Below are 26,892 nucleotides of genomic sequence, written 5' to 3' on the forward strand. Positions count from 1 at the left end.
GGTCTCGGACCCGCGCGCGTCATGCTCGGGCTTGACCCGAGCATCTCGGAAACCAGTGACTCCTGGTCAGGAGAAACTCGGGTCTGCGCTTCGCTTCGCCCGAGAATGACGGTGGTCGTGCCGCTTGTCGTTTACAGCAGCGGCTTTCCCCCCTATCTGAACAGCATCGTCCGGCTTGCCGGATCGAATCCCATCAAGGAAAGTTCTGCCCGCATCATGCGCCCCGAAATCCAGACGCAGCTCGATAACGCCAAGCAGTCGATCGGACTGCTGAGGAGGCATCTTTGACTGGGATCAAGCCCAGCGCCGCCTAGCGGAACTCAACGCCCTCTCCGAGGGACCCGATTTCTGGAACGATGCCGAAGCCGCGCAGAAGCTGATGCGCGAGCGCACCTCGCTGGAAACCCAGATCGAGGGCATCACCAAGCTCGAGCGCGAGCTCGACGACGCGCTGACGCTGATCGAGCTCGGCGAGATGGAAGGCGACGACGCCACCGTCACCGAGGGCGAGCAGGCGATCAAGGCCGTCCAGGACGAAGCTGCCAGGCTGCAGGTCGAGACCTTGCTCTCGGGCGAAGCCGACATGCTCGACACCTATGTCGAAATCCATCCCGGGGCCGGCGGCACCGAGAGCCAGGACTGGGCCGAGATGCTGTTGCGCATGTATCGGCGCTGGGGCGAGCGGCGGAAGTTCAAGGTCGAGACGCTCGAATACCAGGATGGCGATACGGCCGGCATCAAGTCGGCGACGCTGCAGTTCAAGGGCCATAACGCCTATGGCTGGCTGAAGACCGAATCGGGCGTGCACCGGCTGGTGCGCATCTCGCCCTTCGATTCGAATGCCAGGCGGCAGACCTCGTTTGCTTCAATCTGGGTCTATCCCGTCGTCGACGACCGCATCGTCATCGACGTCAAGGAATCGGATTGCCGGATCGACACCTACCGCGCTCAAGGAGCCGGTGGGCAGCACATCAACACGACGGATTCGGCGGTGCGCATCACGCATATCCCGTCCGGCATCGCGGTGGCCTGCCAGCAGGAGCGCTCCCAGCACAAGAACCGGGCCAAGGCCTGGGACATGCTGCGCGCCCGCCTCTATGAGGTCGAGCTGAAGAAGCGTGAGGAAAAGGCCAATGCCGAGCAGGCCTCCAAGACCGATATCGGCTGGGGCCACCAGATCCGCTCCTATGTGCTGCAGCCCTACCAGCTGGTGAAGGACCTGCGCACGGGCGTGAGCTCGACGGCGCCGTCCGAGGTGCTCGACGGCGCTCTCGACCCCTTCATGGAGGCGTCGCTGGCTCAGCGCGTCTACGGCACGACGGTCGAGGTCGAGGATATCGACTAGTTTTGGCCCCAAGCCGAACTGCAAACAAGAAGGCCGCGCCCGAAGCGCGGCCTTCTTCGTTTCGGAGGCTATCTCAGAGCGCGTTCGCGAGCAATTTGCCGCCGGCGCGCAGGAAGCGGGTCGGATCGACCGGCTCGTCGTTGATGCGGGTTTCGTAATGCAGGTGCGGGCCGGTCGAGCGGCCGGTCGAGCCGACGCGACCGACCACCGTGCCGGCCTTCACCATCTGCCCGGTCGTCACCGAGATCGCCGACATATGGGCGTAGCGGGTGCTCAGGCCGTTGGCATGCTCGACCTCGACCATATTGCCGTAGCCGCCATTGTACTCGGCCGCCACGACCTTGCCCGGCGCGGTCGCCACGATCGGGGAGCCGGTCTCGGCCCGGAAATCGACGCCGGTATGCATGGCGAGGCCGCGGGTGAACGGGTCGGTGCGGTAACCGAAATTCGAGGTGAAGTCGTGGTCTCCGGCCATCGGCCGGGCCAGCGGCAACTGGTCGATCACGCCGCGCAGGCGAATGACCGAGGTCATGCGTGGCTGGAGGGCATTGAGGGTCGCGGCGAAGGCACCATCCGACGAGTCGAGCTTCACCGGTACGAAGGGGCCGCCCATGCCGCCGGCGGAGGTTGCCGGAGCGGCGAGACGCTCGGCGTCGAGCCCGGTTTCGGCGAGCGCGCTGCGCAGGCGCTTCTGGGTCGCAGCGAGGGTCTCGTCCATGTCCTTCAGCGCCGCAAGCTGGGCGTCGGACGTCCGGGTCATGGCGCCGTCGAGCTTGGTCAGCGCGGCATCGACCCGCTTGGCCGGCGGTTCGGGCGGCGTCTCGCCGGACTGCCAGCCGCCGCCATCGGCGCCGCGCAGCGAAGGTGTCTCCGGCGCCGGCGTCGGCTTGTTCGGCAGGATCGGCGCGAAGCTGGTCACGCCGGAGGCGCGGATCGGTTCGCCGGGTTTGATGACCTGCGAGCGTAGCGGCAGCTTTGCGGCCGACATCAGGCCATTCGATTGCATGGTATCGGTGAGCGCCGCGACCAGGGACTGGCGCGACTCAAGTTCGGCCTGTCGGCTGGCGAGTTCGTCGACCCGCGATTCGACGCCGTCCTGGTCCAGAAGGGCACGGCTGGCGTAGCGGTCGATATCGGCCCGCAACGCGGAGATCCGATCCTCATAGGCGTATTGGCGCGTCGTCTCGCGGGCGATCAGCCTGGCGGCGAGGTCGTCGCGGCTGAGGATGTACCAGCCGGCACCACCGCTGCAGGCCGTGCTCAGAGCCAGCCAGGCGAGCCCCGCGAGCATGGTGGAGCGGCGCACCGTATAGGTCCTGTGGGAGACGAGACCGAGGGTGGGGAGGGCGGGGGCGGGCTGAGACTGAGGATGCATACGCGGAACCGGTAATAACGCTGCCGATACCGTCATCAGACATTGTTAGGGTTAATCTTTCGCAAATTTCGCCCCGCGCAACGCCTGCGCAATGCTTCAAGACGTCAGAGCGCCTGCGCCGCCGCGAGGACTTCCTCGGCGTGGCCGGCGACCTTCACCTTGCGCCAGATGCGGGCGAGGCGCCCTTCGGCATCGATCAGGAAGGTCGAGCGCTCGACGCCCATATAGGTGCGACCGTAAAGGCTCTTCTCGACCCAGATGCCGTAGGCGTTCGCCAGGGCTTGCGACTCGTCTGCCATGAGCGGGAAGTCGAGTTCGTATTTGCGTTTGAAATTGACGTGCTTCTTCGCCGAATCCGGCGAAACGCCAATGATTTCGGTGCCGCAGGCGGCGAATTCCTGGCGCAGCCGGTTGAAGGCGATCGCCTCCTCGGTGCAGGCCGGGGTGTTGTCCTTGGGGTAGGCATAGAGCACGACCTTGCGGCCACGCAGCGCGCCGAGGCTGATCTCGCCGTCGCCGTCGCGCGGCAGCGTGAAGTCCGGGGCCGGGTCGCCTTCCTGCAATGCCATGGCCGCTGCCTTCCTTTCGTCGTGATCTCACTGCATGGAGCCCGCGATCCGGCATGGCGAGCCGGCTCACGGCAAGGATCGACGAAACGCCGGACGCTTCCCGTTTCCGGATTGCCGAATCGCTTCGCCTGACCACATCGACATGCATGCTCCCTTCCGGGATTGCGGCAAGGGGCGATCGGGCGCACCCTCGCGCAAACCGACACAGGCGCAGAAAAGGACCACGCGGATCTTGTCGGACCAGGAAGCAAAGGCTGCGGCTGCGGGGCAAGGAAATGTCTTGCCCGCGAGCGAGGCCTGCGATGTCGAGATCGTAAAGCGGCGCGCCAAGGCGGGGCTCGCCACGATCTGCGTCGCGGTCACGGTCGCCGTGCTGGTGCTGGCCGGTGCGGCGGCGACGCTGCTGGTCACGGGCATTATTCCGCTTTCGGGCTTCGAAGGACGCATCACAGCCGCGATCGAGGAACGGCTCGGACCGGACTGGAAGGTCACGGCGGCCTCGGCCGAGCTCGGCCGCATCGACGGGCATTCCCAGCTCAGGGTCCGGCAGGTCTCGTTCCAGCATAGCAGCGGCGCCGTGATCCGGGCGCCCGAAGCCGTTCTCGGCTATGCGCCGATGGCGCTGCTCAAGGGCGACATCAAGCTCGTCTCGGTCGATCTGCGCGGCGTCAATGTCCGTCTCGGCGTCAGCAAGGACGGCGCGCTCGTGATCAACGCGGATTCGGCGCCAGCCGAGACACCGCCTCAGCCGACCGTGCCGGATGCCGCGCAGTGGAACGCCTTCACCGGCATCATGAGCGCGATCTCGACGCTGGCGCGGGGCGACGGCCTTCTCGGCTCTCTCGAGGAGGCCGGCATCAACGGCGCACGGCTGTCGCTGGTCGATCCGGAGGGGCGCCAGAAGGCCGGGCTGGAAGATGTCGAGATCAAGCTGACCCGCATCGCCGAACGCGGCACGCGGATGACGATGAAGGGGCGGACCGGCCAGCGCTGGAAGGAGCTCTCGGTCGACCTGTCGACGGAGGCCGACGGAACACAGCGCGCCGATATCGACATCCAGCGCTTCGAGCCTGCGGAAGCCGTCGCGCTCGCCTTCGGAACGTCCGGCGTCCTGGTCGAAGGCCTGCCGCTGCAAGGCCGCGCAACCCTCAGGCAGTCGCCGGACGGCAAGAAGTCGATCACGGCGCGGGTCGGTGTCCGGTCCGGCGCGCTGCGTTTTCCGGAGAGCCCGATCTCGTCCTTCGTTGTGGATTCGGCGGATGTCGAGCTGGCCAGCGGTGCCGACCTGTCGGAGCTCAACATCGTGCGCGGCGAGATCAAGGCCGGCGAGACGCGGTTTTCCGCGACGGGCTCGCTGCGCGAGGACAATGGCGGCTGGCGCATCGCGCTCGATGCCAACGGCCAGCTCGCGGGGCTCGACAACGACCCGCCGGTCCAGATCGACAGCCTGAAGGCCGCGCTGAAGCTCGATCCTGCCAACAATGCCGTGACGGTCGATGCGGTTTCACTGCGGGGGCCGGCCGCTTCGGTCGACATGACGGCCTTCGTCCAGCGGGTGAGCAGTTCTCCGCTGCAGCGTTTCGCGATCAAGGCTACCAATTCCGACCCGCGCGCGCTGCTCGCGATCTGGCCGGGTTTTACCTCGCCGGAGGTGCATGGCACGCTGCGGCGGCAGCTCGCCGCAGGGCGCATCAAGTCCTTGTCGGTCGATCTCGACCTGGCGCCGGAGGATCATGCCCGCCTGCTCAAGGGCGAGGGCATGCCCGATTCCTCGCTGTCGGTGATGATCGATGCCGATCGGGTTCGTTATCTACCCGATCCCGGCCTGCCGCCTCTGGTCGATGCGACTGTGTCCGGTCGGGTCGGCGGCCGCACCGTTCAGCTCGCCATCGGCAAGGCGACAGCCGAGCTCGGCGGCGGGCGCCAGCTTCAGCTGAGCGAGGGCAGCTTCGCCATGCCCGAATATCATCAGCATCGCGCACAGGCCCGCATCGGCTTCCGTTCTGTGGGTTCGATGGACGCCCTGGCGACGCTGTTCGCGTTTCCGGCTCTGAAGGACTTTAGCCCCGGCAGGATCGACCCGGTGGCGATCAAGGGCACGAGCGATCTGAAGGTCGGCATCACCTTGCCGCTGGCTGACGACCTCAAGCCGGACGAGATTGCGGTGACAGGGACCGGCACGCTCGCGAATGTCGCCTCCGACACGCTTCTGGGCACGGAGAAGCTCGATGCCAGCAGCTTCACCGTCAATGTCGATCGCAACGGGTTGTCGCTGCGCGGCGATGCGCGGGTCGGCGGCGACAAGGCGCAGGTCGAGCTCAAGCAAAACGGCAAGGGCCAGGGCGAGGCGACATTGCAGCTCGCACTCGACGCCGCCGCCCGGCAACGGCGCGGTTTCGGCGCCGATACCGGAATTTCCGGGACATTGCCCGTGAAGGTGACGAAGCCGCTCGGCAAGACCCCCGAACTGCCGCCTCGCGTCGAGATCGACCTTACCAAGGTTGCGCTCGATGGCGTCGTTCCCGGATTGACCAAGCCGGCAGGGCGACCGGGCAAGGTCAGCTTCACCTATGTCCTGGATGCGGACGGACCCGACCTCGAGGATTTCTCGCTCGAGGCCGGCTCGGCCCTGATCAAGGGGCGCATCGAGCTGAACAAGCAGAACGGACTGGATGCCGCGAGCTTCTCGCAGTTCCGCCTGTCGCCCGGCGACAATCTGAAGATCGATGCGAAGCGGGATGGCAACGTCGTTAAGCTCGTCGTGCGTGGCGCGGTCGCCGATCTGCGCCCCTTCATCAAGGACCTGCAAAGCCCGGGATCGGGAGGCAAGGGCGACAAGTCCGGTGCCAAGGGCGGCGATTACGATGTCGATCTCGACGTGCCGATCCTGACTGGCTTCAACAATGAGGCCATCACCAGCGGAACGCTGAAATTCGCGAAGCGTGGCGGCGATATCCGCTCCGCCAATTTCCAGGGGCGGATCGGCAAGGCGGATGTCTCGGCCCGGCAGGGCCGCCAGGGCGAGGGCGGGCAGCTCGTCGTGCAGTCGGACAATGGCGGATCGCTGCTGCGCTTCCTCGATCTCTACAACAAGGCCTATGGCGGCGATCTCATGCTGACGCTGGGGCCGGGCGAGAGCCAGAGCGGCGATCTGCTGTTCCGCAATTTCACGGTCCGGGACGAGCCTGCGCTGCGTCGCGTCGTGGGCGCGCAGTCGTCGAGCGCCCTTGTCGGCGACAACGTGGCGGAGCCGCGGATCGACGTGACCGAAGTCGCCTTCACCAAGCTCAAGGCGGAGTTCACCCGCTCTGCCAGCCGGCTCGACGTTTCCGACATGGTGATCTGGGGCCAGCAAGTCGGCTTCACCCTGCAGGGCCATGTCGATTACGGCCGTGACCGCGTCGATATCGGCGGCACCTTCGTGCCGGGCTACGCCTTCAATAATGCCTTCGCGCAGGTGCCGGTGGTCGGTGCGCTGCTCGGCGGCGGCAGCCAGTATGGCGGGCTGTTCGCGATGAATTTCCGGATTTCGGGCGCAGCCAGCGCACCGACCATGTCGATCAACCCGCTCTCGGCGCTGGCGCCCGGCATCCTGCGCCGCTTCGTCGATCCGCTCGGCGGCGCGCCGGCGCAGAAGCCGGTGCAGCCCCGGCAGGCGCAGCCACGCTGAGACCTGGTGGTGCGTTGTTGAGGGCGCCTGTCATCCCGTGCGCGGTGCGGCGCGCAGCGATGCGCCGCAGACACGGGACCGTGCGACGAGAGGGCGCCTTTTTCTGGGAACGGTCCCGCATCTGCGCAGCGGCATTGCATGCCGCAGCGCGTGCGGGATGACACGCGCCCTATAGCACGTGCTCTATAGAGTGGTTGCGCTGTCGCTGCCGCGCCCTTACTCCGGGCGCAGCAGGATGTGCTTCTTCTTGCCGAAGGAGAGCTTGATCACGCCTTCCGACGTGAGGTCGCCGAGGCCGAGCGAGGCGCGCTCGTCGGCCACGACGACGTCGTTGACGCGCAAGCCCCCGGCCTTGACCTGGCGGCGGGCCTCGCCTGTCGAGGGCACCAGCCCTGCTTTGACGAAGGCGGTGAGCACGCCGATGCCCGGCTCGATCTCGGCCCGCGCGATCGCGACGCTCGGCAGGTCAGCCGCGAGCCCGCCTTCCTCGAAGGTTTTGCGTGCGGTTTCGGCGGCGGCCTCGGCCGCCTCGCGGCCGTGGACGATCGCGGTGATCTCGGTGGCGAGAATCTTCTTCGCCTCGTTCAATTCGGCGCCGCCGAGCGCAGCGAGCCGGGCGATCTCGTCCATGGGCAGGCGCGTGAACACCTTGAGGAAACGGCCGACATCGGCGTCCTCGGTGTTGCGGAAATACTGCCAGAAATCATAGGGGCTGAAGACGTCGGCATTGAGCCAGACGGCGCCATTGGCGGTCTTGCCCATCTTGGCGCCGGAGGAGGTCGTGAGCAGCGGCGTCGTCAGGCAGTAGAGCTGCGGGCCGCCCATCCGGTGCGAGAGGTCGACGCCGTTGATGATGTTGCCCCACTGGTCGGAACCGCCCATCTGCAGGCGGCAGCCATAGCGGCGGTTGAGTTCCGTGAAGTCGTAGCCCTGCATGATCATGTAGTTGAATTCGAGGAAGGACAGCGACTGCTCGCGGTCGAGCCTGAGCTTCACCGAATCGAAGGAGAGCATGCGGTTGACCGAGAAATGCCGGCCGACATCGCGCAGGAACTCGACATAGTTCAGCTTCAAGAGCCAGTCGGCGTTGTTGGCCATCATCGCGTCGGTCGGCCCGTCGCCATAGCGCAGGATGCGGCCGAAGACCCGCTTGATGCTCTCGATATTGGTCGCGATCTCCTCGACCGTGAGCAGCTTGCGCTGGTCGTCGCGGAAGGACGGGTCGCCCACCATGGAGGTGCCGCCGCCCATCAGCGTGATCGGGCGGTGGCCGGTCTCCTGGAACCAGTAGAGCATCGTCAGCGAGATCAGGTTGCCGATATGAATGCTGGTCGCCGTCGCATCATAGCCGACATAGGCCGTCTGGGTTCCCTGAAGGCACAGAGCATCGAGGCCTTCCGCGTCGGAGACCTGATGGATGAGGCCGCGCTCGTCGAGCACGCGCAGGAAATCGGACTTGTAGGTGGTCATGGCAAGACTCGACGACTTTTCGGTTTTGCCGTCATGGTCGGGCTTGTCCCGACCATCCACGTCTTCTCCCGCAGGGCGGGGTTCAATACATGGATGCTCGCCACAGGGGCGAGCATGACGCAGTTATCATTCGGCCGGGCAGGCTCAGGCCTGTTCCTGCTCGGTCTTGAGGATCTCGGGGCCAACCTTGGCGTCGAGATAGGCTCCGACTTGGCTCATCAGTACATCGACCTTGCCGTCGAAGAAGTGGTTGGCGCCGTCCACGACCGTATGCTCGATCTGGATGCCCTTCTGGGTCTTCACCTTCTCGATCACCGCCATGACTTCCTTGACCGGAGCGACGCGATCTTCCGAGCCATGGACGAACAGGCCGGAGGACGGGCAGGGCGCCAGGAACGAGAAATCGTAGCGGTTCGCCATCGCGGCGATCGAGAGGAAGCCCTCGATCTCCGGGCGGCGCATCAGCAATTGCATGCCGATCCAGGCGCCGAAGGAGACGCCGGAGATCCAGCAGCTCTTGGCCTCGGGATTGAGCGCCTGCATCCAGTCGAGCGCCGCGGCGGCGTCCGAAAGCTCGCCCGCGCCATGGTCGAAATGGCCCTGGCTGCGGCCGACGCCACGGAAATTGAAGCGCAGCGCCGAGAAGCCCCGGTTCACGAAGGTGTAGAACAGGTTGTAGACGATCTGGTTGTTCATCGTCCCGCCGAATTGCGGGTGCGGGTGCAGGATGATCGCGAGCGGCGCACCCCGCTTCTTCGCGGGCTGGTAGCGACCCTCGATCCGGCCTGCGGGCCCGTTGAAGATAACCTCTGGCATCGTCTCACCGCTTCTTGCGGCAGTGCCGGCGCGGGCGGGCAGAAAGCGGGCGCATGCCTGCTCGAAACCCGGCCACCCTTGACGGCGCCACCATGCGCGCCCTAGATGAAGAGCGCTTAGAATAGTTCTAACAGCCATGAACAAGTCGAGAACAAAACGTTAGCTCGCGAGAGCGAATAGCGTTTCGACCGTTCCGGCTGGTTCGGATGGGCGGCTATAGCACGGCGCACAGGTGCGATTTCAAGCTTTTCGTATCGACTGATGGCAATGACAAGGATGGAGCAGGCAGGATCGTGACGGCGGGACGCGCCTATCTCGACCATAATGCCACAACCCCGGTGCGGCCGGAGGTGGTGGACGCGGTCGTGCATGCGCTGACGCTGCCCGGCAATCCGTCCTCCGTCCATGGCGAGGGACGGGCGGCGCGCGCCGCCATGGAGCGGGCACGCGAGCAGGTCGCGAGGCTCGTCGGCGCCAAGGCTTCGAACGTCGTCTTCACCAGTGGCGGCACGGAAGCGAATGTCGCCGTGCTCTCGCCTGGCCTGATGGATTGCGATGGCGGGCGCGACTGCGTGCGGACGCCCGCGACGCTTCTGCTTCATAGCGCAACCGAGCATGCCTGCGTGCGTGACGGGCATCGTTTCCCGGCAGGCGGGGTCGAAGCGATCCCGGTCGACGGCAATGGCATCGTCGACCTCGCCTGGCTTGACGAGCGGCTGGCGCGTTTCGTCGCCGAGAACCCCGGCGCCCGTGCGCTCGTCTCGATCCATCTCGCCAATAACGAGACCGGCGTGATTCAGCCGATCGCCGAGGCGGCCGGGATCGTACATCGCCATGACAGCCTGCTGCATAGCGATGCCGTGCAGGCGGCCGGCAAGATCGCCATCGACATCATGGCTGTTGGCGCCGACGTGCTGACCCTCTCGGCGCACAAGATCGGCGGGCCGAAAGGCATCGGCGCCATCGTCTTCCGGACGGGCGCGCTCGAACTCGCCGACAAGCCGATGCGCGGCGGCGGGCAGGAGCGCGGCTGGCGCGCCGGAACCGAAAACCTGCCGGGAATCATCGGCTTCGGCGCGGCGGCTGAGCTCGCGGGCAAGGTTCTCGCTGACGAAGCTGCGTGGCTTTCCGGCCTGCGTGACCGTCTGGAGGCAGGGCTTGCAGCGCTGTCGCCGGAGACGGCGATCTTCGCCCGGTCAGCCCCGCGCCTGCCCAATACCAGTGCCTTCGCGACGCCCGGCCTCAAGGCCGAGACCGTGCTGATCAAGCTCGATCTCGCCGGCGCGGCGTTGTCCTCCGGCTCGGCCTGCTCCTCGGGCAAGGTCAAGCGCTCGCATGTGCTCGATGCGATGAAAATCGACCCCGCCATGAGCGCTGGGGCCTTGCGGGCTTCGCTCGGATGGACCACCTGCGAGGCGGATATCGATCTCTTTCTCGCAGCCTACGCAAAGCTCGTGGCTGCGGATACCAATCGGAGCGCCCGGGCTGCCGCCTGACGCGTTCCGCAATATGAAGACTGAACCGGCGGGCCTTGAACCCGCGACTGGAGACTGAACATGGCAGCGGTCCAGGAGACCATCGATCAGGTCAAGTCCATCGACGTGACCGAGTACAAATACGGCTTCGTCACCGAGGTCGAGGTCGAGAAGCCAGCCAAGGGGCTGACTGAAGACACAGTGCGCTACATCTCGGCCCGCAAGAACGAGCCGGAATGGATGCTGGAATGGCGGCTCGACGCCTTCCGCCGCTGGAAGACCATGACCGAGCCGACCTGGTCGCGCGTGAATTATCCGCCGATCGACTACCAGGACCTCTACTACTACGCCGCGCCGAAGAAGGGCGCCTCGCCGAAGTCGCTCGACGAGGTCGATCCGGCGATCCTGGATACCTACAAGAAGCTCGGCATCCCGCTGCGCGAGCAGGAAATCCTGGCCGGCGTTGCCCCGGAGAACCGCGTCGCGGTCGATGCCGTGTTCGACTCCGTCTCGGTGGTCACGACCTTCAAGAAGGAGCTGGCGCAGGCCGGCGTGATCTTCTGCTCGATCTCGGAAGCGATCCAGGAACATCCCGAGCTCGTCAAGAAGTACCTCGCGACGGTCGTTCCGGTGACGGACAACTATTTCGCGACGCTGAACAGCGCGGTCTTCACCGACGGCTCCTTCGTCTACATCCCGAAGGGCGTGCGCTGCCCGATGGAGCTGTCGACCTATTTCCGCATCAACGAGCAGAATACGGGCCAGTTCGAGCGCACGCTGATCATCGCCGATGAGGGCGCCTATGTCAGCTATCTCGAAGGCTGCACGGCGCCGAAGCGCGACGAGAACCAGCTCCACGCCGCGGTGGTCGAGCTGATCGCGCTTGACGATGCCGAGATCAAGTACTCGACCGTGCAGAACTGGTTCCCCGGCGACGCCGAGGGCAAGGGCGGCATCTACAACTTCGTGACCAAGCGCGGCGATTGCCGCGGCAAGAACTCGAAGATCTCGTGGACGCAGGTCGAGACCGGCTCGGCGATCACCTGGAAGTACCCGTCCTGCATTCTGCGCGGCGACGGCTCGCGCGGCGAGTTCTACTCGATCGCGGTGTCGAACGGCATGCAGCAGGTCGATAGCGGTACCAAGATGCTGCATCTCGGCAAGAACACGACCTCGAAGATCATCGCCAAGGGCATCGCGGCCGGGAAGTCGGACTCGACCTATCGCGGCATGGTTTCGGCCCATCGCAAGGCGACGGGCGCGCGCAACTTCACCAACTGCGACTCGCTGCTGATCGGCGACCAGTGCGGCGCGCACACGATCCCGTATATCGAGGCCAAGACCGCGACCGCGATCTTCGAGCATGAGGCCACGACCTCGAAGATCGGCGAGGACCAGCTCTTCTACTGCCAGCAGCGCGGCCTCTCCGAGGAGGAGGCGGTGGCGCTGATCGTCAACGGCTTCGTCAAGGAGGTGCTGCAGCAGCTCCCGATGGAATTCGCCGTCGAGGCACAGAAGCTGATCACGATCTCGCTCGAAGGCTCGGTTGGATAAGGGCGGTCTTCCCGCACGCGCTGCGGCACGGAGTGCTGCGGCGCAGATGCGGGACCGTCATCGGAATAACCACTGGACAAAACGATCCCGGGTCTGCGGCGCACCGCTTCGCGCTGCATCGCGCACGGGATGACACAGGAACGAAACGATGCTCGAAATTCGCAATCTGGTCGTCAAGATCGCCGACGAGGACAAGCAGATCCTGAACGGCCTGAACCTCACCGTGAACGATGGCGAGGTCGCCGCGATCATGGGGCCGAACGGCTCCGGCAAGTCGACCCTGTCTTACGTCATCGCCGGCAAGGAGGACTATGAGGTCCTCGACGGCGAGATCCTGCTCAATGGCGAGAACGTGCTGGAGATGGAGGCCGATGCCCGCGCCGCCGCCGGCATCTTCCTCGCCTTCCAGTACCCGCTGGAGATCCCCGGCGTCGCCACCATGACCTTCCTGAAGGCGGCGATGAACGCGCAGCGCAAGGCGCGCGGGCAGGACGAATTGCTGACGCCGGACTTCATCAAGCAGGTCAATGCCGCCGCCGACAAGCTCGGCATCGCCAAGGACATGCTGCGCCGTCCGCTCAATGTCGGCTTCTCCGGCGGTGAGAAGAAGCGCATGGAAATCCTTCAGATGGCTCTGCTTTCGCCGTCCATGTGCATCCTCGACGAGACCGATTCCGGCCTCGATATCGACGCGCTGCGCATCGTCGCCGAGGGCGTCAACGCGCTCCGTGACAAGAACCGCGGCTTCCTCGTTATCACCCACTATCAGCGCCTGCTCGACCATATCGTGCCGGACACCGTCCACGTCATGTCGCAGGGCAAGATCGTGAGGACCGGCGGCAAGGAGCTGGCGCTGGAGCTCGAGAAGTCGGGCTACGCTTCCTATGGGGAGGCCGCCTGATGGCCATCGTCACCCCGCTGAAGACGGCGGCCGAGCAGACGCTGATCCAGCAGTTCGCTGACAGCAAGGCGGAGCTGCCCGGCGGCCCGGCCGTGCGCAAGCTGCGCGAGGACGCCTTCGCCGGCTTCGAGGCCAAGGGCCTGCCGCATCGCCGGCTTGAATCCTGGCGCTATACCGACCTGCGCACGCTGCTGCGCGAGGCGCGCCCGCTCGCTGGCCGCGCTGCCGTCACTGCGGCGGTCAAGGCGCGCCTTGCCGCGCTGAAGCTCGACGGCCTGCGCCTCGTGCTGGTCGACGGCGCCTTCGCGCCGGAGCTCTCCACGCTCGACGCGATCCCCGAGGGCGTCTCGGTGCAGTCGCTCGCCGAAGCGCTGGTTTCGCCGCGCGAGGATCTGACCCGTATCCTGGCCGGCCCCTCGGTCGGCGATGACGATATGGGCCTCGCGCTCAACACCGCGCTGATGCGCGACGGCGTGTTTATCGAAATCGCCGACGGCGTCGAGCTGGAGCAGCGGATCGTGATCGTTGCGCTCGCTTCGGGCGAGGAAGAGCGTGCGGTGTTCCATCGCTCGGTCGTGCTTGCCGGCAAGGGCGTCAAGGGCACGATCGTCGAGGTCAGTGAGGCGGCCGGCCATGCCGCGCAGCAGATCAACGGCGCGATCGTCTTCGAGACCGGCGACGAGAGCGAGATCCAGCATGTCCGCATCGTCACCCGCCAGCAGGCGGCGACGGTCGAGGTGCAGAGCCTGCTCGCGACGGTCGGCGCGCACGCGAAGTTCGATTCCTTCGCGCTGGTCGCCAATGCCGGCACGGTGCGCCAGCAGCATTTCATCCGCTATGCCGGCGAGCATAGCGAGATCGGCCTGCGCGGCGTCAACCTGATCAACAAGGCGCAGCATTCCGACGTCACGCTGATCGTCGACCACGAGGTGCCGCACGGCACCAGCCGCGAGCTGTTCAAGACGATTGCGGGCGGCGAGGCCACCGGCGTCTTCCAGGGCAAGGTCATCGTGCGCAAATACGCGCAGAAGACCGATGGCAGCATGAAGAGCAACGCGCTGCTGCTGAACGACGGCGCCTCGATGTATAACAAGCCCGAGCTTGAGATCTTCGCCGACGACGTCGTCTGCGGCCATGGCGCGACGGTCGCGCAGATCGACGGCGAGCAGCTCTTCTACCTGATGGCGCGCGGCCTGCCGCGGCCGCAGGCCGAGGCGCTGGTTCTGCAGGCCTTCGCCGGCGAGGCGGTCGAGTTCGTCGGCGACGAGAACGTACGCGATCTGGTCATGGCCGAGGTCGAGGCCTGGCTGAAGGCCCGCGAGGCCGCTTCCGAGGTGAGCACCGTCTGATGCCCTATATCAATCTCCAGATCACCAAGGGCGCGTCGCGCCAGCAGAAGGCGCAGATCGTGAAGGAATTCACGGAGACGCTGGTCAAGGTGCTCGGCAAGAACCCGCAGAACACCCATATCGTGATCCAGGAGATCGAGCGCGAGGATTGGGGCCATGGCGGCGAACTGGTCGCCGACAAGGCTCCGGCTTCCGGAAAGGCCTGAACCGATGAACGCGCTGGCGAATCCCTATGACGTGTCGGCGATCCGCAAGGATTTCCCGATCCTGAGCAGGGAAGTTTACGGCAAGCCGCTGGTCTATCTCGACAACGCCGCCTCGGCCCAGAAGCCGGAAGCGGTGATCGAGGCGATGACGCGGCTGATGCGGGAGGACTACGCCAATGTCCATCGCGGCCTGCACTATCTCGCCAACGCTTCAACGGAAGCCTATGAAGCGGCTCGCGAAAGTGCGCGCCGCTTCCTGAACGCCGCGCATCTGGAGGAGATCGTGTTCACGCGCTCCTCCACCGGCGCGCTCAACACCGTGGCCTCGTCGCTCGGGCGCCACCTGAAGATCCAGGAAGGCGACGAGATCATTCTCTCGATCCTGGAGCACCATTCCAACATCGTGCCCTGGCACTACTGGCGCGAGCGCCATGGCGCCGTGATCAAATGGGCCCCGGTCGACGAGGACGGCAATTTCCTTGTCGAGGAATTCGAGAAGCTGATCTCGCCGCGCACCAAGGTGGTGTCGCTGACGCAGATGTCGAACGCGATCGGCACGATCATCCCGATTGCCGAGGTTGCCGCGATCTGCCGCTCCTACGGCATTCCGCTTGTCGTCGACGGCAGCCAGGGCGCTGTCCACCTGCCGGTGGACGTGCAGGCTCTAGGCTGCGATTTCTACGCCTTCACCGGCCACAAGACCTATGGACCGACCGGCTCCGGCATCCTCTGGGGCAAGAAGGAATGGCTCGACAAGCTGCCGCCCTACGAAGGCGGCGGCGAGATGATCGTCACCGTCAGCGAAGACAGCGTGACCTATAACGATCCGCCGCATCGCTTCGAGTCCGGCACGCCGGCCATCGTCGAGGCGGTGGGCCTGGGCGCCGCGCTCGACTACATGATGGCGCTCGGCCGCGAGAACATCGCGGCCCATGAGGCCAAGCTCGGCGCCTATGCCATGGAGCGGCTCGGCGAGATGAACTCGATCCGCATCTTCGGCAAGGCGCGCGAGAAGGGCGCGATCGTCGCCTTCGAGATGAAGGGCGCCCATGCCCATGACGTCGCGACCGTGATCGACCGCGCCGGTGTCGCAGTCAGGGCGGGCACCCATTGCGCCATGCCGCTTTTGGCACGATATGGGGTGACATCGACCTGCCGCGCCTCCTTCGGGCTCTACAACACGCTCGAAGAAGTGGACAAGCTGGTCGACGCCCTGCGGAAGGCCGAGAGCCTGTTCGCCTGACCGGGATTTGAAGAGATGACCGACAGCGTCGCTGAAGACCTGAAGCCGAACGCCCCCGCCATGGGCAAGGGCACCGCGCTGCCGCCGGAGGAGATCGACCGGCTGACGGACGATATCGTGGCCGCCCTGAAGACGGTCTACGACCCCGAGATTCCCTCGGATATCTACGAGCTCGGCCTGATCTACCGCGTCGACATTGCCGATGACCGGCAGATCACGATCGACATGACGCTGACCGCGCCGGGGTGCCCGGTCGCCGGCGAGATGCCGGGCTGGGTCGAGAATGCGGTCGGCGCCGTGCCGGGCGTCGCCGGCGTCACCGTCAACATGACCTTCGATCCGCCCTGGGACCAGTCGCGCATGTCCGACGAGGCCCGCGTCGCGCTCGACATGTGGTGAGCGCGAGACCGGTCGCGTTGATGAATCGCATCTCATCGCTTCATTGGTGCTGAGATCGCGCAGCTGGCAGGAATAGGCGCGTCATCCGTTCCCGGAGCCCGCCATGGCCAGCTTTCCCTACGAAACCGTCGACGTCTTCACCGACCGCCCCTTCGGCGGCAACCAGCTCGCGGTCTTTACCGATGCACGCGGGCTCTCGGACGCGCAGATGCAGTCGCTTGCGGCGGAGATGAACTATAGCGAGACGACCTTCGTCCTGCCGCCGGACGACCCGGCCAACGATGCGCGCGTGCGTATCTTCCATCGTACAGCCGAAATGCCCTTCGCCGGCCACCCCAATGTCGGCACGGCCTGCGTGCTGGCGCGCCACGGCCGCGATCGCAACGGCGTGCTGCGCTTCGAGCAGATGGCAGGGCTGGTCGAGATTGCAGTCGAGCGCGATGCGGCCGGCGCCGTCACGGGCGCCGTCATCGCCGCGCCGCAGGCGCTGTCGCTGGGCATCGAATTGCCGGTCGAGGGTATCGCCGCCTGCGCGGGTGTTTCGGCCTCCGACATCGTCACCAGCGGCCACACGCCGGTCCAGGCTTCGCTCGGCGTGAAATTCGTGCTCGCGCAGGTTGCGCCGGCCGCGCTTGCCGGTGCAACGCCCGATATCGCCGCCTTCCGCAAGCTCGAAGGCCAGAATCCGGAATTGCAGGGACGCTTGTCGCTGTTCCTCTATGCCCGCGACGGCAACGCGATCCGGGCGCGGATGTTCGCGCCGTTGGCCGGGACCTGGGAAGACCCCGCCACCGGCAGCGCCAGCGCCACGCTCGGTGCATTGCTCCTGTCGCTCGATGGCGGCGACGAGGCTGCCTACAGCATCACGCAGGGCGTCGAGATGGGGCGGCCGAGCCGGCTGAACGTCACGTCCCGTCGCGTCGCGGATGGGTTCCGCTCGCGGGTCGGCGGCGGCTGCGTACCGATGTTCCGGGGAGAGGCGCTGCTATAGGCCCAGTTCTGCCCGAGCCCGCTTCGTCAGCCCGGCGGCGGCGAGGCGGTGGCTCTCGGCAAGGTAATCCCGCAAGGCATCGTCCGGCATGCTTTCGCCGGTAAGCCACTGGATCCATTTCATGCCGCGCGAGGCGAGATAGGGCGCGGGCCTGAGGCCCGGCTGCTCGCTCAGGATGTCGAAACCCATCGGCGAGCACTTGAAGGAGACGGCCATCTCGCCGTCATCCTGCTGCCGGCCAATGGCGAAGACCTTGCCGCCGACCTTCCAGACATCGGCGCCGCCCCATTGCACGACATGGCTGGTGGCAGGCAGCGAGGCGCAGAAGGCGTTGTAGGCTTCGGGCGACATCGCGTCGGCAACTCCTGGCTCAGTAGCTCTCGGCGTCGAGGCCGTGCTGTCTGGCGGCGGCCACGATCTGCGACCATGTCTCGTCGTCGAGCGGGATGCCGGCGGCCTGCCGTTCGAGCCTGACCTTGCGCTCCTTGTCGCCGGGCGCCAGCACCGGGTTGGCGGGGTCCATCGGCTTCGCCGCGCGCACGAAGGCGAGATAGCTTTCGGTGCGGTTGCGACGCAGTTCAGCGTCCGGCTCCAGCCGGGCCGGGTCGATGATGACGCCGAAGAGCGAGTTGATGACCCAGGTCTTCTGCGGCTTCTGGTCGATGCGCGCCGCGCCCATCAACCCGGCCGAGAGCAGTTCGGCAATCAGCGAGAGGCCGGCGCCCTTGTGGTCGCCGAAGGGCAGCAGCGCGCCGAGCGGATGGTCGGGGCTGGCGAAGACATGGGCCGGGTCGGTGGTCGGGCGGCCCTCGCCGTCGATGATGTAGCCAGGCGGCACCTGCTCGCCCTTGTTGAGCGCGACGCGCGCCTTGCCATGGGCCATGCGGCTGGTGGCGAAATCGAGGATCAGCGGATCGCCGCCGGGCACGGGGATGCCGATCGCATGGGGATTGGTGCCGAAGCGGGCTTCCTTGGCGGCGTAGGGCGCGACGATCGGCGGGCGGCCGGCGACATTGACCCAGAAGAACGAGATCAGCCCGGCCGCTGCTGCAACCTCGGCATAATGGCCGATGCGGCCGATATGATGGGAATCGAGCAGGTTGACGATGGCGACGCCACCCGTCTGCGCCATGGTGACGGCCCGGTCGACGGCATTGCGCGCGTTGGGTTGGCCGAGGGCGATCTTGCCGTCGATGATCAGGAAGGGCGCGGCATCGACGCGCGTCTGCGGCTGCGACGCCGGGCTGAGATTGCCGTCGGCCAGCGACTGGAAATAGAGCGGCAGCATGCCGACGCCGTGGCTGTCATGGCCGCTGAGATTGGCGAGGACGAGATGGTCGGCGGTCTCCTGCGCCTCCGCTTCCGTCCAGCCGGCCTTCACGACCATGTCGCGGACGAGGGCATGCAGCGATTCGGGGCGATGCAGACGATGCGCCATGGGTTTCCTGCCGGTTGGGAGAGGTCTTGTTGGGAGAGGTCTTGGGGTCTCGCGGATCTCAGCCGCCAGAGTGCATGAGCCGGCCCGTTCCGCAATGCGCTGGGCGGGCAGGGGGCGGATAGCGGGCGCATGGCGTGCGGGCGCCATCTCGACGAAAGCCCTGTCGATCCCTATGTTGGCAGGAACAATCTTGCTTCACCGGGCCTTGAACCCGGTCGAGGAGGGAAACAGATGTTTTCGATACCGGGCCTCAAGGTCATTTCGCTGACCAATGCCGCGGCGGCCCGCATCCGCGAGATCATGGCGCAATCCTCGGGCGGGGATGCTCCGGCGATCGGCCTTCGCGTCGGCGTCAAGAAGGGCGGCTGCGCCGGCATGGAATACACCTTCGAGATCGCGTGCGCGGTCAGCAAGGGCGACGAGATCGTGACCGACAAGGACGCGACGGTGGTCGTCGATGCCAAGGCCGTGCTGTTCCTGCTCGGCACCGAACTCGACTTCAAGACGGACCGGTTTTCCTCGACCTTCGTCTTCAACAACCCCAATCAGGTCTCGGCCTGCGGCTGCGGCGAATCCGTCGAGATCAAGCCGCGCAGCGAAAGCGCGCTGACGGCGCCTTGAGCCGTGAAGGCGAAGGAGCTCGAAGCCTTCTTCGCGCCGGTCCTCGCCATCCGCACGCGCCGCATGTTCGGCGGGATCGGTGTCTACGACGATGACAGCATGTTTGCCCTGTCGATCGCCGACCGCATTTACCTGAAGACCGACGATGCCACGCGCCCACGCTATGCCGAGGCCGGCAGCGAGCCGTTTCGGATTGCGATGCGCGGCGCCACGCGCGAGACGAGCTACTGGAGCCTTCCCGAAAGCGCGCTAAGCAATATCGGGGCGCTCGCCGAATGGGTCTCGCTGGCGCGGGAAGCCGGCGGGCGGGCCGCAGCGCGAAAGGTCAGGCCACGCGGCTCGCCGTCTCCACGACATCCTCGGTGACGGTGCGGTTGCGGCCGTCGCGCTTGGCCTGCATCAGGGCCTGATCGGCCCGGTCGACAAGCGAGCCGGCCGTGTCGCCGCGGCGATAGCTGGAGACGCCGAGTGAGATAGTGATCCGGCCGAGATTCTCGTTGGTCGAACGCTTGACCAACTCGCGGGTGAGCAGGGCCTGACGCACCGTCTCGGCGCCGAACTTGCCGGCGATCAGGTCGGCCTCCGGCAGGATGATGGCGAATTCCTCGCCGCCGAAGCGGGTGATGATCGCCTTGTCCTTGAACTTGTCCTTCATCGTGCGCGCGACGAGGCGCAGCACCTGGTCGCCCGTCAGGTGGCCATGGGCGTCGTTGAAGCGCTTGAAGAAATCGATATCGGCCATGACCAGCGCGAAGGGCTCGCGGCGCAGCGTCGCCTGATCGATCGACTTCTGCAGCATCTCCTCGAAATGGCGACGATTGGCGAGGCCGGTCAGCGGGTCGGTGAGAGCCTCGGCGCGGGTCGATTCCAGCGCTTCGCGCAGGTTGCGGATCTCGTTGGAGCTGTTGCGCAACTCCGCCTCGAGCTGCGCCTTGCGCGTGACTTCCTCGCGGGTCGACATCACCAGCGCCTCGACCCATTCGCGCAGCTTGTGACGGTCGGTCGCCGGCGGCACATCCTCGGACATGGCGCAGAGACGACCGTGATAGAGCTCGCTGGAGCCGAGCGCCTTGTCGACCAACCCCATCATCGCGTCGATCTCGCTCAGTACCTGCAGGCTGGTACGCTCTGCCTGACGCGAGAAGCGCTCGGTACTGATGAAGCGTTCGTAGAGGCTGTCGATATCGGCGGCACTGACCTTGCCGTCGCTGCCGGTGAGGATGGCGTTCATCGCGATGCTGACGGCCGGCATCTCGCCGCTCAGATGAGCGTACCAGACCTCGAAGGCGCGGGGATAACTCGGCGAGCCATGCTCCCGCATCGCCGCGACCACGCGCTCGGCGAGATCATCAGTGCGGGCGGGAACCGAAACCAGGTCGTCCATGCCTTCGCCATCCGGTATGAAGCCGGTTCGCGGCCTTTGGCCACGTCAGCTTCGATTGACACAATCGAAGCGGGACATCCTGTCCGTATATACGGCGGCATGCGCCCGTCCGCCGCGAGGGTTTCCCTCCGCAGCGAAACACAATCTAGGGCGATGATGTTAAAAACGGGTTGATGCCGTAACGCTATCCGACGCGTGCCGGACGCAGCAGGAAGGCCGGGACATGGTCGCCCAGGCCCTTCACCTGCGGACCGTCATCGTCGTCGCGGCTATGCGAGCCGCGTCCGCGCCGGGGCTCTTCATGGACGCGCGCAGCAGGCGGTGGGGCTGCCGTCTCGGAATCGGGCCGGATCGGCACGCGACGCGGCTTGCGCGGCGTATCGCCCGGGCTCTCGGCTTCGTCCAACCGCGGGGGTCTGGATTCTGCGCGCGCGCCGCGCTCCGGCCGCCCGCGGCCATCGCGCGACGACGAGCGCTTGTCGTCCCGGCGGCCGCCACGGCGTTCCTCGCGCGGCTGGCCCGGGGGCAGCGCGTCCAGGCCCGGACCTTCGAAGGCGATGGTCTGGCCAGTCAGCTTCTCGACGGCCGAGACAAGCTTGTCGTCATGGCGTGTGACGATGGTGAAGGCGGAGCCGAGGCGGCCCGCGCGGCCGGTGCGGCCGATGCGGTGGACATAGTCCTCGGCATGGGTCGGCACGTCGAAATTGAAGACATGGCTGACGGCCGGGATATCGAGGCCGCGGGCCGCGACGTCCGAGGCGACCAGAATCGGATTCTCGCCGGTGCGGAAGGATTCCAGCGCCGCCATGCGGGCGTACTGGTCCATGTCGCCATGGAGCGCGACCGCCGGGAAGCCATGGCGCTGCAGCGACTTGTGCAGCGTCGCGACATCGCGCTTGCGGTTGCAGAAGACGATCGCGTTCTGGAGGTCGACCGCGCCCTTGATCAGCTTGCGCAGTGTCTCGCGCTTCTCGAAATCCTGGGCGTTGGAGGCGATCAGGCGCTGCGTGATGGTCGCGGCTGCCGTGGCGGGGCGGGAGACCTCGACGCGGACCGGGTTATGCAGGAACTGCTCGGAGATGCGGGTGATCTCCGGCGGCATGGTCGCGGTGAAGAACAGCGTCTGCCGCGTGAAGGGGACGAGCTTACAAACCCGCTCGATATCCGGGATGAAGCCCATGTCGAGCATGCGGTCGGCCTCGTCGATGACGAGCAGCTCGACGCCGGTGAGCAAGAGCTTGCCGCGCTCGACATGGTCGAGCAGGCGGCCGGGCGTCGCGATCAGCACGTCGACGCCGCGGGTGATCTTGGCGTCCTGGTCGCCGAAGGAGACGCCGCCGATCAGCAGCGCGACCGAGAGCTTCTGGTTGACGCCATAGCGGGTGAAGTTCTCCTCGACCTGCGCCGCGAGCTCGCGCGTCGGCTCCAGGATCAGGGTGCGCGGCATCCGGGCCCGGGCGCGGCCGGTTTCCAGGATGGTCAGCATCGGCAACGTGAAGGCTGCCGTCTTGCCGGTGCCGGTCTGGGCGATGCCCAGAACGTCCTTGCGGGCAAGAACATGCGGAATGGCCTGGGCCTGGATGGGGGTCGGCGTGCTATAGCCCGCGGCCGTGACAGCCGTCAGAACCTTTTCGCTCAAGCCGAGTTCGGCAAATGACATCGCGTATGCTGCTTCTTCTGGGTCGGTGAAACGCGGTGGGATGACCTGCTCAACCACCACGTTGGCGCGACGACAGTTCCTGCGCGCCTGCGGACCCGTGTGGAATGCAAAGAAAACGCGGCAAAGTCAATCATCTAGCCTCGAAAGGACCGCATAAGCCTCATGAAGGAGCCGCTTGTTCTCGTTCCCGGCCTGAGTTGCAACGCTGCGCTCTACGCTTCGCAATGGCCGGCTCTTGCCGATGGACGCCCGATCCTGGTTGCCGATCACGCCCGAGACGACACGCTTTCTGCCATTGCGAAGCGCTTGCTGACGGCTGCGCCTCCGCGTTTTGCGCTCTGTGGCCTGTCGATGGGCGGCTATGTCGCTTTCGAAGTGCTGCGGCAGGCGCCCGAGCGCGTGACGCGGCTCGCCCTGCTCGATACCAGCGCCAAACCTGCTACGCTCGAGACCAATGCGCCGCGCGAGCAGATGATCGCGCTCGCCGAAAAGGGCGCCTTCGACAACGTCACGACACTGCTCTGGCAGAGGCTGGTCGCGTCGGCGCGCCTGACGGACGAACCATTGCGCCTGCTGGTGCGTCAGATGGCTGAAGAGGTCGGGGCCGACGGTTTCGTACGGCAGCAGAAGGCGATCATGCAGCGCCCGGATTCGCGGCCGATTCTGGCGGGGCTGTCGATCCCGGCGCTGGTTCTGGTCGGCGAGGGGGATGAGATCACCCCGGTTGCCGAAGCGCAGGAAATGGCGAAGGCGACCGAGGGCAGAGCGCGGCTCGTGGTCGTGCCGGGCTGCGGCCACTTGTCGACGCTGGAAGCGCCTGAAGCTGTGACGGCGGAATTGCTGCGCTGGCTGGCGTAGTTTTGATCAGCGCGGCAGGGCGCAGGGGTCGAGCTTCGTCGCGTTCGCGGTCTGGCCGATCGATCCGGTGATCATCGGATCGACGGCCTGGCGCTTCGAGGCGGCGAGGCTGATCTGCGCCATGCGCTCCTTGTCGAGCGAGGCGGTCTGACTCGACAGGAAATTCGCGGCGATGACCGACAGGAAGGCGATGGCCGCGCCGGCCTTGGCGATGTCGGCGGCAAGGGTGCCGCGATTGTTCTTCCAGAACAGTTCGATCAGGCGCATGGCGCACTCTCCACGGCCCGTGACTTCACGAGCTTTGCGGCAGCATGCGCCCTCAGCAGTAAAAGGATGGTTAGCTAAGTCTTGCCGGGTTGCGGACGACTTTAGTGATCGTCTCAGGCGTCGACCGCCTTTCCCGAAAGCCGGGCCTGATGCTCCTTGAACAGTTTGCGCAGGGCGCTCAGCACGGCGGCGACGCCGGGCCTGCGGCGCGAGACCTCGTGCGAGACGAGGAAGATGTCGTCACCGGTCTGCTCGGGCGGGGGCTGGAGGCGGTGGAGCGTCGGATCGGCATCGCCCATGAAGCAGGGCGCCATCGAGAGCGCCCCGGCCGAGCGGATGCTCTCGTAGCGGGCCGCGGAATCGCCGACGCGGGCCGCGATCGGCCGGCCGGCGGCATAGGTCATGATGTGGTCGTCGATCCGCGAAGAGGTTTCGCGGTTGACCGAGATGATCGGCGCGGTCGCGGGATCGACGTCACGGCGGACATAGAGCGCCTGCATCAATCGTCCGATCTTCTGGGCGTAGTGGCCGGACTCGCTCGGCACCCTGGTCATGCGCAGCGCGATATCGGCCTCGCCGCGCGCCAGGTCGAGCCGGCTGCGCGTGCTGATGATGACGATCTCGACGCCGCCGGCCGCTTGCGAGATCGCGGTCGCGTTCATCGTCAGCAGCAGGCTGATCGAGGTGGTGGCGGTGATACGGACCGGTGCATTGGCCTGCGGGCGGGCGGCGTCGGCGCGGATGGCGAAGCGTCTGGCGGCGGCCTCGACGAGAGCAGCCTCGGCCGCGAGTTCCGTGCCGATCAAGGTCGGCACGAGCCGGTTGGCCTCGCGCGTGAAGAGTTGCAGGCCCAGTTCGGTTTCGAAGCTCTTCAGCCGGCGAGCGATGGTCGCTTCGCTCAGACCTAGCTGCGCCGCCGCCACGGCCATCGACCCGCCGACGGCGACGGCGTTGAAGATGCGGATGTCGTCCCAGGACGCCTGTCCGGCCGGCGATGCCAGTTCACCGTTGCGTCGAGATGGAGGGGAAGCAGGCTCGCCCATGCCGTCAGCGGCCAGTCCCGGGCAGTGGCGTGATGGTGAGGGGCATGACGGTCCGGAGCGTGAGGAGGGTTCGACATGCGCGAACCCTGCCGGGAAACGCTCCGTCGAGCAGCCCGCCGGGCTTGAGGCCCAGCCCTGCAAACATGCAGGGCTCAGCTCTCACAGGTCGATCAGTTCGCCGGCAAAGGCGGCGCGTTCCTGGATGAAGACGAAGCGCGCTTCCGGCTTGTTGCCCATCAGGCGTTCGACCGTGTCGGAGGTCTCCTCCTTGGCGTCGTGATCGACCATGACCTTGAGCAGGATGCGCTTGCTCGGGTCCATGGTGGTTTCCTTGAGCTGGGCCGGCATCATTTCGCCAAGGCCCTTGAAGCGCGAGATCTCCGGCTTCTTGCCCTTGAAGACGGTCTCGATCAGTTCGTCCTTATGGGCGTCGTTGCGGGCATAGATGCTTTTTCCCCCGTGCTGGAGCCGGTAGAGCGGCGGCACGGCGAGATAGAGATGGCCCTTCTCGATCAGGCGCGGCATCTGGCGCCAGAAGAAGGTGACCAGCAGCGAAGCGATATGGGCTCCGTCGACATCCGCGTCGGTCATGACGATGACCTTCTCGTAGCGCAGGTCGTCCTCGCGGAACTGGGTGCCGATGCCGCAGCCGAGCGCCAGGATGAGATCGGCGAGCTGCTGGTTCTGGTTCAGCTTCTCGCGCGTCGCGTTGGCGACGTTGAGGATCTTGCCGCGCAGCGGAAGGATCGCCTGGTTCGAGCGATTGCGCGCCTGCTTGGCGGAGCCGCCGGCCGAGTCGCCCTCGACGATGAAGAGCTCGGAGCCGGCCGCGCCGGCATTGGAGCAGTCGGCGAGCTTGCCGGGCAGGCGCAGCTTACGCGTCGCGGTCTTGCGCGAGACTTCCTTTTCGAGGCGCCGGCGCAAGCGTTCCTCGGCCCGGTCGACCGACCAGTCGAGCAGCCGTAGCGCCTGCTGCGGGGCGGCGGCGAGCCAATGGTCGAAGGCGTCGCGGACCGCGCCCTCGACGATGCGGTGAGCTTCCTGCGTCGCGAGCTTGTCCTTGGTCTGGCCCTGGAATTCCGGCTCGCGGATGAAGACCGAGAGCATGGCGGCGCAAGTGGCCATCACGTCGTCGGAGGTCACCTGCGCCATGCGCTTGGACTGGCCGATGCGCTCGGCATGGTCGCGCAAGCCGCGCAGCAAGGCGATGCGCAAGCCCTGCTCATGCGTGCCGCCTTCGGGCGTCGGGATCGTGTTGCAATAGGAGGAGGAGAAGCCGTCCTCGCCGGTCGCGAGCCAGGCCACCGCCCATTCGAGCGAGCCGTGGCTGCCTTCTTTCGTGATCTTGCCGGAGAAGATCGGCTCGGCGACGAGGTCCTTGCCCTCGATCTCGCGGCCGAGATAGTCGCGCAAGCCGCCGGGGAAGCGGAACACGGCTTCGGCCGCGACGTCGCCTTCAGGCTTCAGCAGCGCCGGCGCGCAGGTCCAGCGGATCTCGACGCCGCCGAAGAGATAAGCCTTCGAGCGCGCCATCCTGAACAGGCGGGCCGGGGAGAAATGCGCGCCCTCACCGAAGATCTGCGCGTCGGGATGGAAGCGCACCTTGGTGCCGCGCCGGTTGGCGACGGCGCCGACCGTCTCAAGCGGACCCTGCGGCAGGCCGCGCGAGAAGACCTGGCGGTAGAGCGTCTTGCCGCGCGCGACCTCGACCTCGAGCCGGTCCGACAGCGCATTGACGACGGAGACGCCGACGCCGTGCAGGCCGCCGGAGGTCTCGTAAGCCTTGGAGTCGAACTTTCCGCCAGCGTGCAGCGTCGTCATGATGACTTCGAGCGCCGACTTGCCGGGGAATTTCGGGTGCGGATCGACCGGGATGCCGCGACCGTTATCGGTGACGGCGATCGAACCGTCTTCGAACACTTCGACATCGATGAAGGTGGCGTGGCCGGCGACGGCCTCGTCCATGGCGTTGTCGATCACTTCGGCGAAGAGATGGTGCAGCGCCCGCTCGTCGGTGCCGCCGATATACATGCCCGGCCGGCGACGGACCGGTTCCAGCCCCTCAAGGACCTCGATGGCCGAAGCATCGTAGCCGGCCTCCGAGAGGGTGCCGTTGCGGGCCGGCGTCGCAGGCGCCGGCCCTGCCTTTGGAGCCGTGGCGGGCGGGCGCGTTTCCGGTCGCGGGCTCGCCGCGTCCGGCCGCTCCGGCTCCGAACCGAAAAGATCGCCGTTATCCGCCATTGCCACCAAATGCTTCC

General features: G+C 66.3%; 25 protein-coding genes. 14 read left to right on the forward strand and 11 right to left on the reverse strand.

Annotated features, from left to right (window positions below):
• Positions 1-111 precede the first annotated feature (111 nt).
• Together Q0Q02_RS12085 and prfB are read left to right on the forward strand one after the other, a co-directional pair.
• Positions 112-288, forward strand: a complete 177-nt coding sequence (locus Q0Q02_RS12085) for a hypothetical protein (protein ID WP_293809814.1) — start codon at positions 112-114, stop codon at positions 286-288.
• A protein-coding gene (prfB, locus tag Q0Q02_RS12090; protein WP_293809698.1) for a peptide chain release factor 2 occupies positions 217-1,345 on the forward strand; the annotation gives its coding sequence in 2 pieces (ribosomal slippage) (positions 217-285 and positions 287-1,345; 1,128 coding nt in all). The genes Q0Q02_RS12085 and prfB overlap by 72 nt, the downstream gene beginning before the upstream one ends.
• 73 nt (positions 1,346-1,418) lie before the next feature.
• Here the strand turns inward: prfB and Q0Q02_RS12095 are convergent.
• Complete coding sequence (locus Q0Q02_RS12095; protein WP_293809700.1) at positions 1,419-2,651, reverse strand: peptidoglycan DD-metalloendopeptidase family protein; 1,233 nt, start codon at positions 2,649-2,651, stop codon at positions 1,419-1,421.
• A gap of 173 nt (positions 2,652-2,824) precedes the next feature.
• Positions 2,825-3,289 carry a peroxiredoxin gene (locus tag Q0Q02_RS12100; protein ID WP_293809702.1) on the reverse strand — a complete coding sequence of 155 codons (465 nt, stop codon included), beginning with the start codon at positions 3,287-3,289 and terminating at the stop codon, positions 2,825-2,827.
• 280 nt (positions 3,290-3,569) lie between these two features.
• Between Q0Q02_RS12100 and Q0Q02_RS12105 the strand changes: the two genes are divergently transcribed.
• A complete protein-coding gene (locus Q0Q02_RS12105; RefSeq protein WP_293809704.1) occupies positions 3,570-6,959 on the forward strand; it encodes a DUF3971 domain-containing protein in 3,390 nt (1,129 codons plus the stop codon).
• 216 nt (positions 6,960-7,175) lie between these two features.
• Here the strand turns inward: Q0Q02_RS12105 and tyrS are convergent, their stop codons facing one another.
• A complete protein-coding gene (tyrS, locus tag Q0Q02_RS12110; RefSeq protein ID WP_293809706.1) occupies positions 7,176-8,429 on the reverse strand; it encodes a tyrosine--tRNA ligase in 1,254 nt (417 codons plus the stop codon).
• A 144-nt stretch (positions 8,430-8,573) separates the two neighbouring features.
• Positions 8,574-9,245 (reverse strand): alpha/beta hydrolase, encoded by a 672-nt coding sequence (locus Q0Q02_RS12115; RefSeq protein WP_047577045.1) that lies wholly within the window; start codon positions 9,243-9,245, stop codon positions 8,574-8,576.
• A gap of 290 nt (positions 9,246-9,535) precedes the next feature.
• On the opposite strand from Q0Q02_RS12115, the gene Q0Q02_RS12120 reads away from it, so the two are divergent.
• From Q0Q02_RS12120 to Q0Q02_RS12155, 8 genes are all read left to right on the forward strand, one after another.
• The gene (locus tag Q0Q02_RS12120) at positions 9,536-10,741 is read left to right on the forward strand and encodes a cysteine desulfurase family protein (protein ID WP_293809810.1); all 1,206 of its coding nucleotides are present in this window, start codon (positions 9,536-9,538) and stop codon (positions 10,739-10,741) included.
• A 60-nt stretch (positions 10,742-10,801) separates the two neighbouring features.
• On the forward strand, positions 10,802-12,274 hold the full coding sequence (sufB, locus tag Q0Q02_RS12125; RefSeq protein WP_293809708.1) for a Fe-S cluster assembly protein SufB: 1,473 nt from the start codon (positions 10,802-10,804) through the stop codon (positions 12,272-12,274).
• Between the two features lie 148 nt (positions 12,275-12,422).
• Positions 12,423-13,175: a Fe-S cluster assembly ATPase SufC gene (gene sufC / locus Q0Q02_RS12130; protein WP_293809709.1), complete on the forward strand. Its 753-nt coding sequence runs from the start codon at positions 12,423-12,425 to the stop codon at positions 13,173-13,175.
• Positions 13,175-14,524, forward strand: coding sequence for a Fe-S cluster assembly protein SufD (gene sufD / locus Q0Q02_RS12135; RefSeq protein ID WP_293809711.1), 1,350 nt, complete (start codon positions 13,175-13,177; stop codon positions 14,522-14,524). The genes sufC and sufD overlap by 1 nt, the downstream gene beginning before the upstream one ends.
• Positions 14,524-14,730 (forward strand): 4-oxalocrotonate tautomerase family protein, encoded by a 207-nt coding sequence (locus Q0Q02_RS12140; RefSeq protein WP_293809713.1) that lies wholly within the window; start codon positions 14,524-14,526, stop codon positions 14,728-14,730. Before sufD ends, Q0Q02_RS12140 begins: the two co-directional genes overlap by 1 nt.
• 4 nt (positions 14,731-14,734) lie before the next feature.
• Positions 14,735-15,973 (forward strand): cysteine desulfurase, encoded by a 1,239-nt coding sequence (locus Q0Q02_RS12145; protein WP_293809715.1) that lies wholly within the window; start codon positions 14,735-14,737, stop codon positions 15,971-15,973.
• Between the two features lie 15 nt (positions 15,974-15,988).
• Entirely contained in the window at positions 15,989-16,372 is a 384-nt protein-coding gene (locus tag Q0Q02_RS12150) for an SUF system Fe-S cluster assembly protein (RefSeq protein ID WP_293809717.1), read from the forward strand.
• A gap of 103 nt (positions 16,373-16,475) precedes the next feature.
• On the forward strand, positions 16,476-17,363 hold the full coding sequence (locus Q0Q02_RS12155) for a PhzF family phenazine biosynthesis protein (RefSeq protein ID WP_293809719.1): 888 nt from the start codon (positions 16,476-16,478) through the stop codon (positions 17,361-17,363).
• Here the strand turns inward: Q0Q02_RS12155 and Q0Q02_RS12160 are convergent.
• Positions 17,358-17,714: an MmcQ/YjbR family DNA-binding protein gene (locus Q0Q02_RS12160; protein ID WP_293809721.1), complete on the reverse strand. Its 357-nt coding sequence runs from the start codon at positions 17,712-17,714 to the stop codon at positions 17,358-17,360. The genes Q0Q02_RS12155 and Q0Q02_RS12160 overlap by 6 nt on opposite strands.
• A 19-nt stretch (positions 17,715-17,733) precedes the next feature.
• A complete protein-coding gene (locus tag Q0Q02_RS12165) occupies positions 17,734-18,801 on the reverse strand; it encodes a malate/lactate/ureidoglycolate dehydrogenase (protein ID WP_293809723.1) in 1,068 nt (355 codons plus the stop codon).
• 231 nt (positions 18,802-19,032) lie between these two features.
• On the opposite strand from Q0Q02_RS12165, the gene Q0Q02_RS12170 reads away from it, so the two are divergent.
• Complete coding sequence (locus tag Q0Q02_RS12170) at positions 19,033-19,422, forward strand: iron-sulfur cluster assembly accessory protein (protein WP_293809725.1); 390 nt, start codon at positions 19,033-19,035, stop codon at positions 19,420-19,422.
• Positions 19,423-19,425: 3 nt separating this feature from the next.
• On the forward strand, positions 19,426-19,788 hold the full coding sequence (locus Q0Q02_RS12175) for a TfoX/Sxy family protein (protein ID WP_293809727.1): 363 nt from the start codon (positions 19,426-19,428) through the stop codon (positions 19,786-19,788).
• Here the strand turns inward: Q0Q02_RS12175 and Q0Q02_RS12180 are convergent.
• Both Q0Q02_RS12180 and Q0Q02_RS12185 read right to left on the reverse strand, forming a co-directional pair.
• Positions 19,748-20,806, reverse strand: coding sequence for a GGDEF domain-containing protein (locus tag Q0Q02_RS12180; RefSeq protein ID WP_293809729.1), 1,059 nt, complete (start codon positions 20,804-20,806; stop codon positions 19,748-19,750). The two genes, Q0Q02_RS12175 and Q0Q02_RS12180, sit on opposite strands and share 41 nt — an antisense overlap.
• 184 nt (positions 20,807-20,990) lie before the next feature.
• On the reverse strand, positions 20,991-22,466 hold the full coding sequence (locus tag Q0Q02_RS12185) for a DEAD/DEAH box helicase (RefSeq protein ID WP_293809731.1): 1,476 nt from the start codon (positions 22,464-22,466) through the stop codon (positions 20,991-20,993).
• Positions 22,467-22,628: 162 nt separating this feature from the next.
• On the opposite strand from Q0Q02_RS12185, the gene Q0Q02_RS12190 reads away from it, so the two are divergent.
• Entirely contained in the window at positions 22,629-23,324 is a 696-nt protein-coding gene (locus tag Q0Q02_RS12190; RefSeq protein WP_293809733.1) for an alpha/beta fold hydrolase, read from the forward strand.
• Positions 23,325-23,330: 6 nt separating this feature from the next.
• Here Q0Q02_RS12190 and Q0Q02_RS12195 read toward each other — a convergent pair whose 3' ends face one another.
• From Q0Q02_RS12195 to parE, 3 genes are all read right to left on the reverse strand, one after another.
• On the reverse strand, positions 23,331-23,591 hold the full coding sequence (locus Q0Q02_RS12195; RefSeq protein ID WP_293809735.1) for a hypothetical protein: 261 nt from the start codon (positions 23,589-23,591) through the stop codon (positions 23,331-23,333).
• Positions 23,592-23,704: 113 nt separating this feature from the next.
• Positions 23,705-24,634: a LysR family transcriptional regulator gene (locus tag Q0Q02_RS12200; protein WP_293809737.1), complete on the reverse strand. Its 930-nt coding sequence runs from the start codon at positions 24,632-24,634 to the stop codon at positions 23,705-23,707.
• 159 nt (positions 24,635-24,793) lie between these two features.
• Positions 24,794-26,875: a DNA topoisomerase IV subunit B gene (parE, locus tag Q0Q02_RS12205; protein WP_293809812.1), complete on the reverse strand. Its 2,082-nt coding sequence runs from the start codon at positions 26,873-26,875 to the stop codon at positions 24,794-24,796.
• Positions 26,876-26,892 lie beyond the last annotated feature (17 nt).

The organism is uncultured Allobosea sp., from assembly GCF_945956895.1.
Classification (GTDB): Bacteria; Pseudomonadota; Alphaproteobacteria; order Rhizobiales; family Beijerinckiaceae; genus Allobosea.

Bases quoted from the DNA above. Each gene is read 5' to 3' on its own strand.
- Q0Q02_RS12185 (WP_293809731.1), bottom strand. From the start codon at position 22,466: ATGTCATTTGCCGAACTCGGCTTGAGCGAAAAGGTTCTGACGGCTGTC.
- sufD (WP_293809711.1), top strand. From the start codon at position 13,175: ATGGCCATCGTCACCCCGCTGAAGACGGCGGCCGAGCAGACGCTGATC.
- Q0Q02_RS12155 (WP_293809719.1), top strand. From the start codon at position 16,476: ATGGCCAGCTTTCCCTACGAAACCGTCGACGTCTTCACCGACCGCCCC.
- tyrS (WP_293809706.1), bottom strand. From the start codon at position 8,429: ATGACCACCTACAAGTCCGATTTCCTGCGCGTGCTCGACGAGCGCGGC.
- sufC (WP_293809709.1), top strand. From the start codon at position 12,423: ATGCTCGAAATTCGCAATCTGGTCGTCAAGATCGCCGACGAGGACAAG.
- parE (WP_293809812.1), bottom strand. From the start codon at position 26,875: ATGGCGGATAACGGCGATCTTTTCGGTTCGGAGCCGGAGCGGCCGGAC.
- Q0Q02_RS12160 (WP_293809721.1), bottom strand. From the start codon at position 17,714: ATGTCGCCCGAAGCCTACAACGCCTTCTGCGCCTCGCTGCCTGCCACC.
- sufB (WP_293809708.1), top strand. From the start codon at position 10,802: ATGGCAGCGGTCCAGGAGACCATCGATCAGGTCAAGTCCATCGACGTG.
- Q0Q02_RS12195 (WP_293809735.1), bottom strand. From the start codon at position 23,591: ATGCGCCTGATCGAACTGTTCTGGAAGAACAATCGCGGCACCCTTGCC.
- Q0Q02_RS12200 (WP_293809737.1), bottom strand. From the start codon at position 24,634: ATGGGCGAGCCTGCTTCCCCTCCATCTCGACGCAACGGTGAACTGGCA.
- Q0Q02_RS12165 (WP_293809723.1), bottom strand. From the start codon at position 18,801: ATGGCGCATCGTCTGCATCGCCCCGAATCGCTGCATGCCCTCGTCCGC.
- Q0Q02_RS12150 (WP_293809717.1), top strand. From the start codon at position 15,989: ATGACCGACAGCGTCGCTGAAGACCTGAAGCCGAACGCCCCCGCCATG.
- Q0Q02_RS12180 (WP_293809729.1), bottom strand. From the start codon at position 20,806: ATGGACGACCTGGTTTCGGTTCCCGCCCGCACTGATGATCTCGCCGAG.
- Q0Q02_RS12115 (WP_047577045.1), bottom strand. From the start codon at position 9,245: ATGCCAGAGGTTATCTTCAACGGGCCCGCAGGCCGGATCGAGGGTCGC.
- Q0Q02_RS12170 (WP_293809725.1), top strand. From the start codon at position 19,033: ATGTTTTCGATACCGGGCCTCAAGGTCATTTCGCTGACCAATGCCGCG.
- Q0Q02_RS12140 (WP_293809713.1), top strand. From the start codon at position 14,524: ATGCCCTATATCAATCTCCAGATCACCAAGGGCGCGTCGCGCCAGCAG.
- Q0Q02_RS12145 (WP_293809715.1), top strand. From the start codon at position 14,735: ATGAACGCGCTGGCGAATCCCTATGACGTGTCGGCGATCCGCAAGGAT.
- Q0Q02_RS12100 (WP_293809702.1), bottom strand. From the start codon at position 3,289: ATGGCATTGCAGGAAGGCGACCCGGCCCCGGACTTCACGCTGCCGCGC.
- Q0Q02_RS12190 (WP_293809733.1), top strand. From the start codon at position 22,629: ATGAAGGAGCCGCTTGTTCTCGTTCCCGGCCTGAGTTGCAACGCTGCG.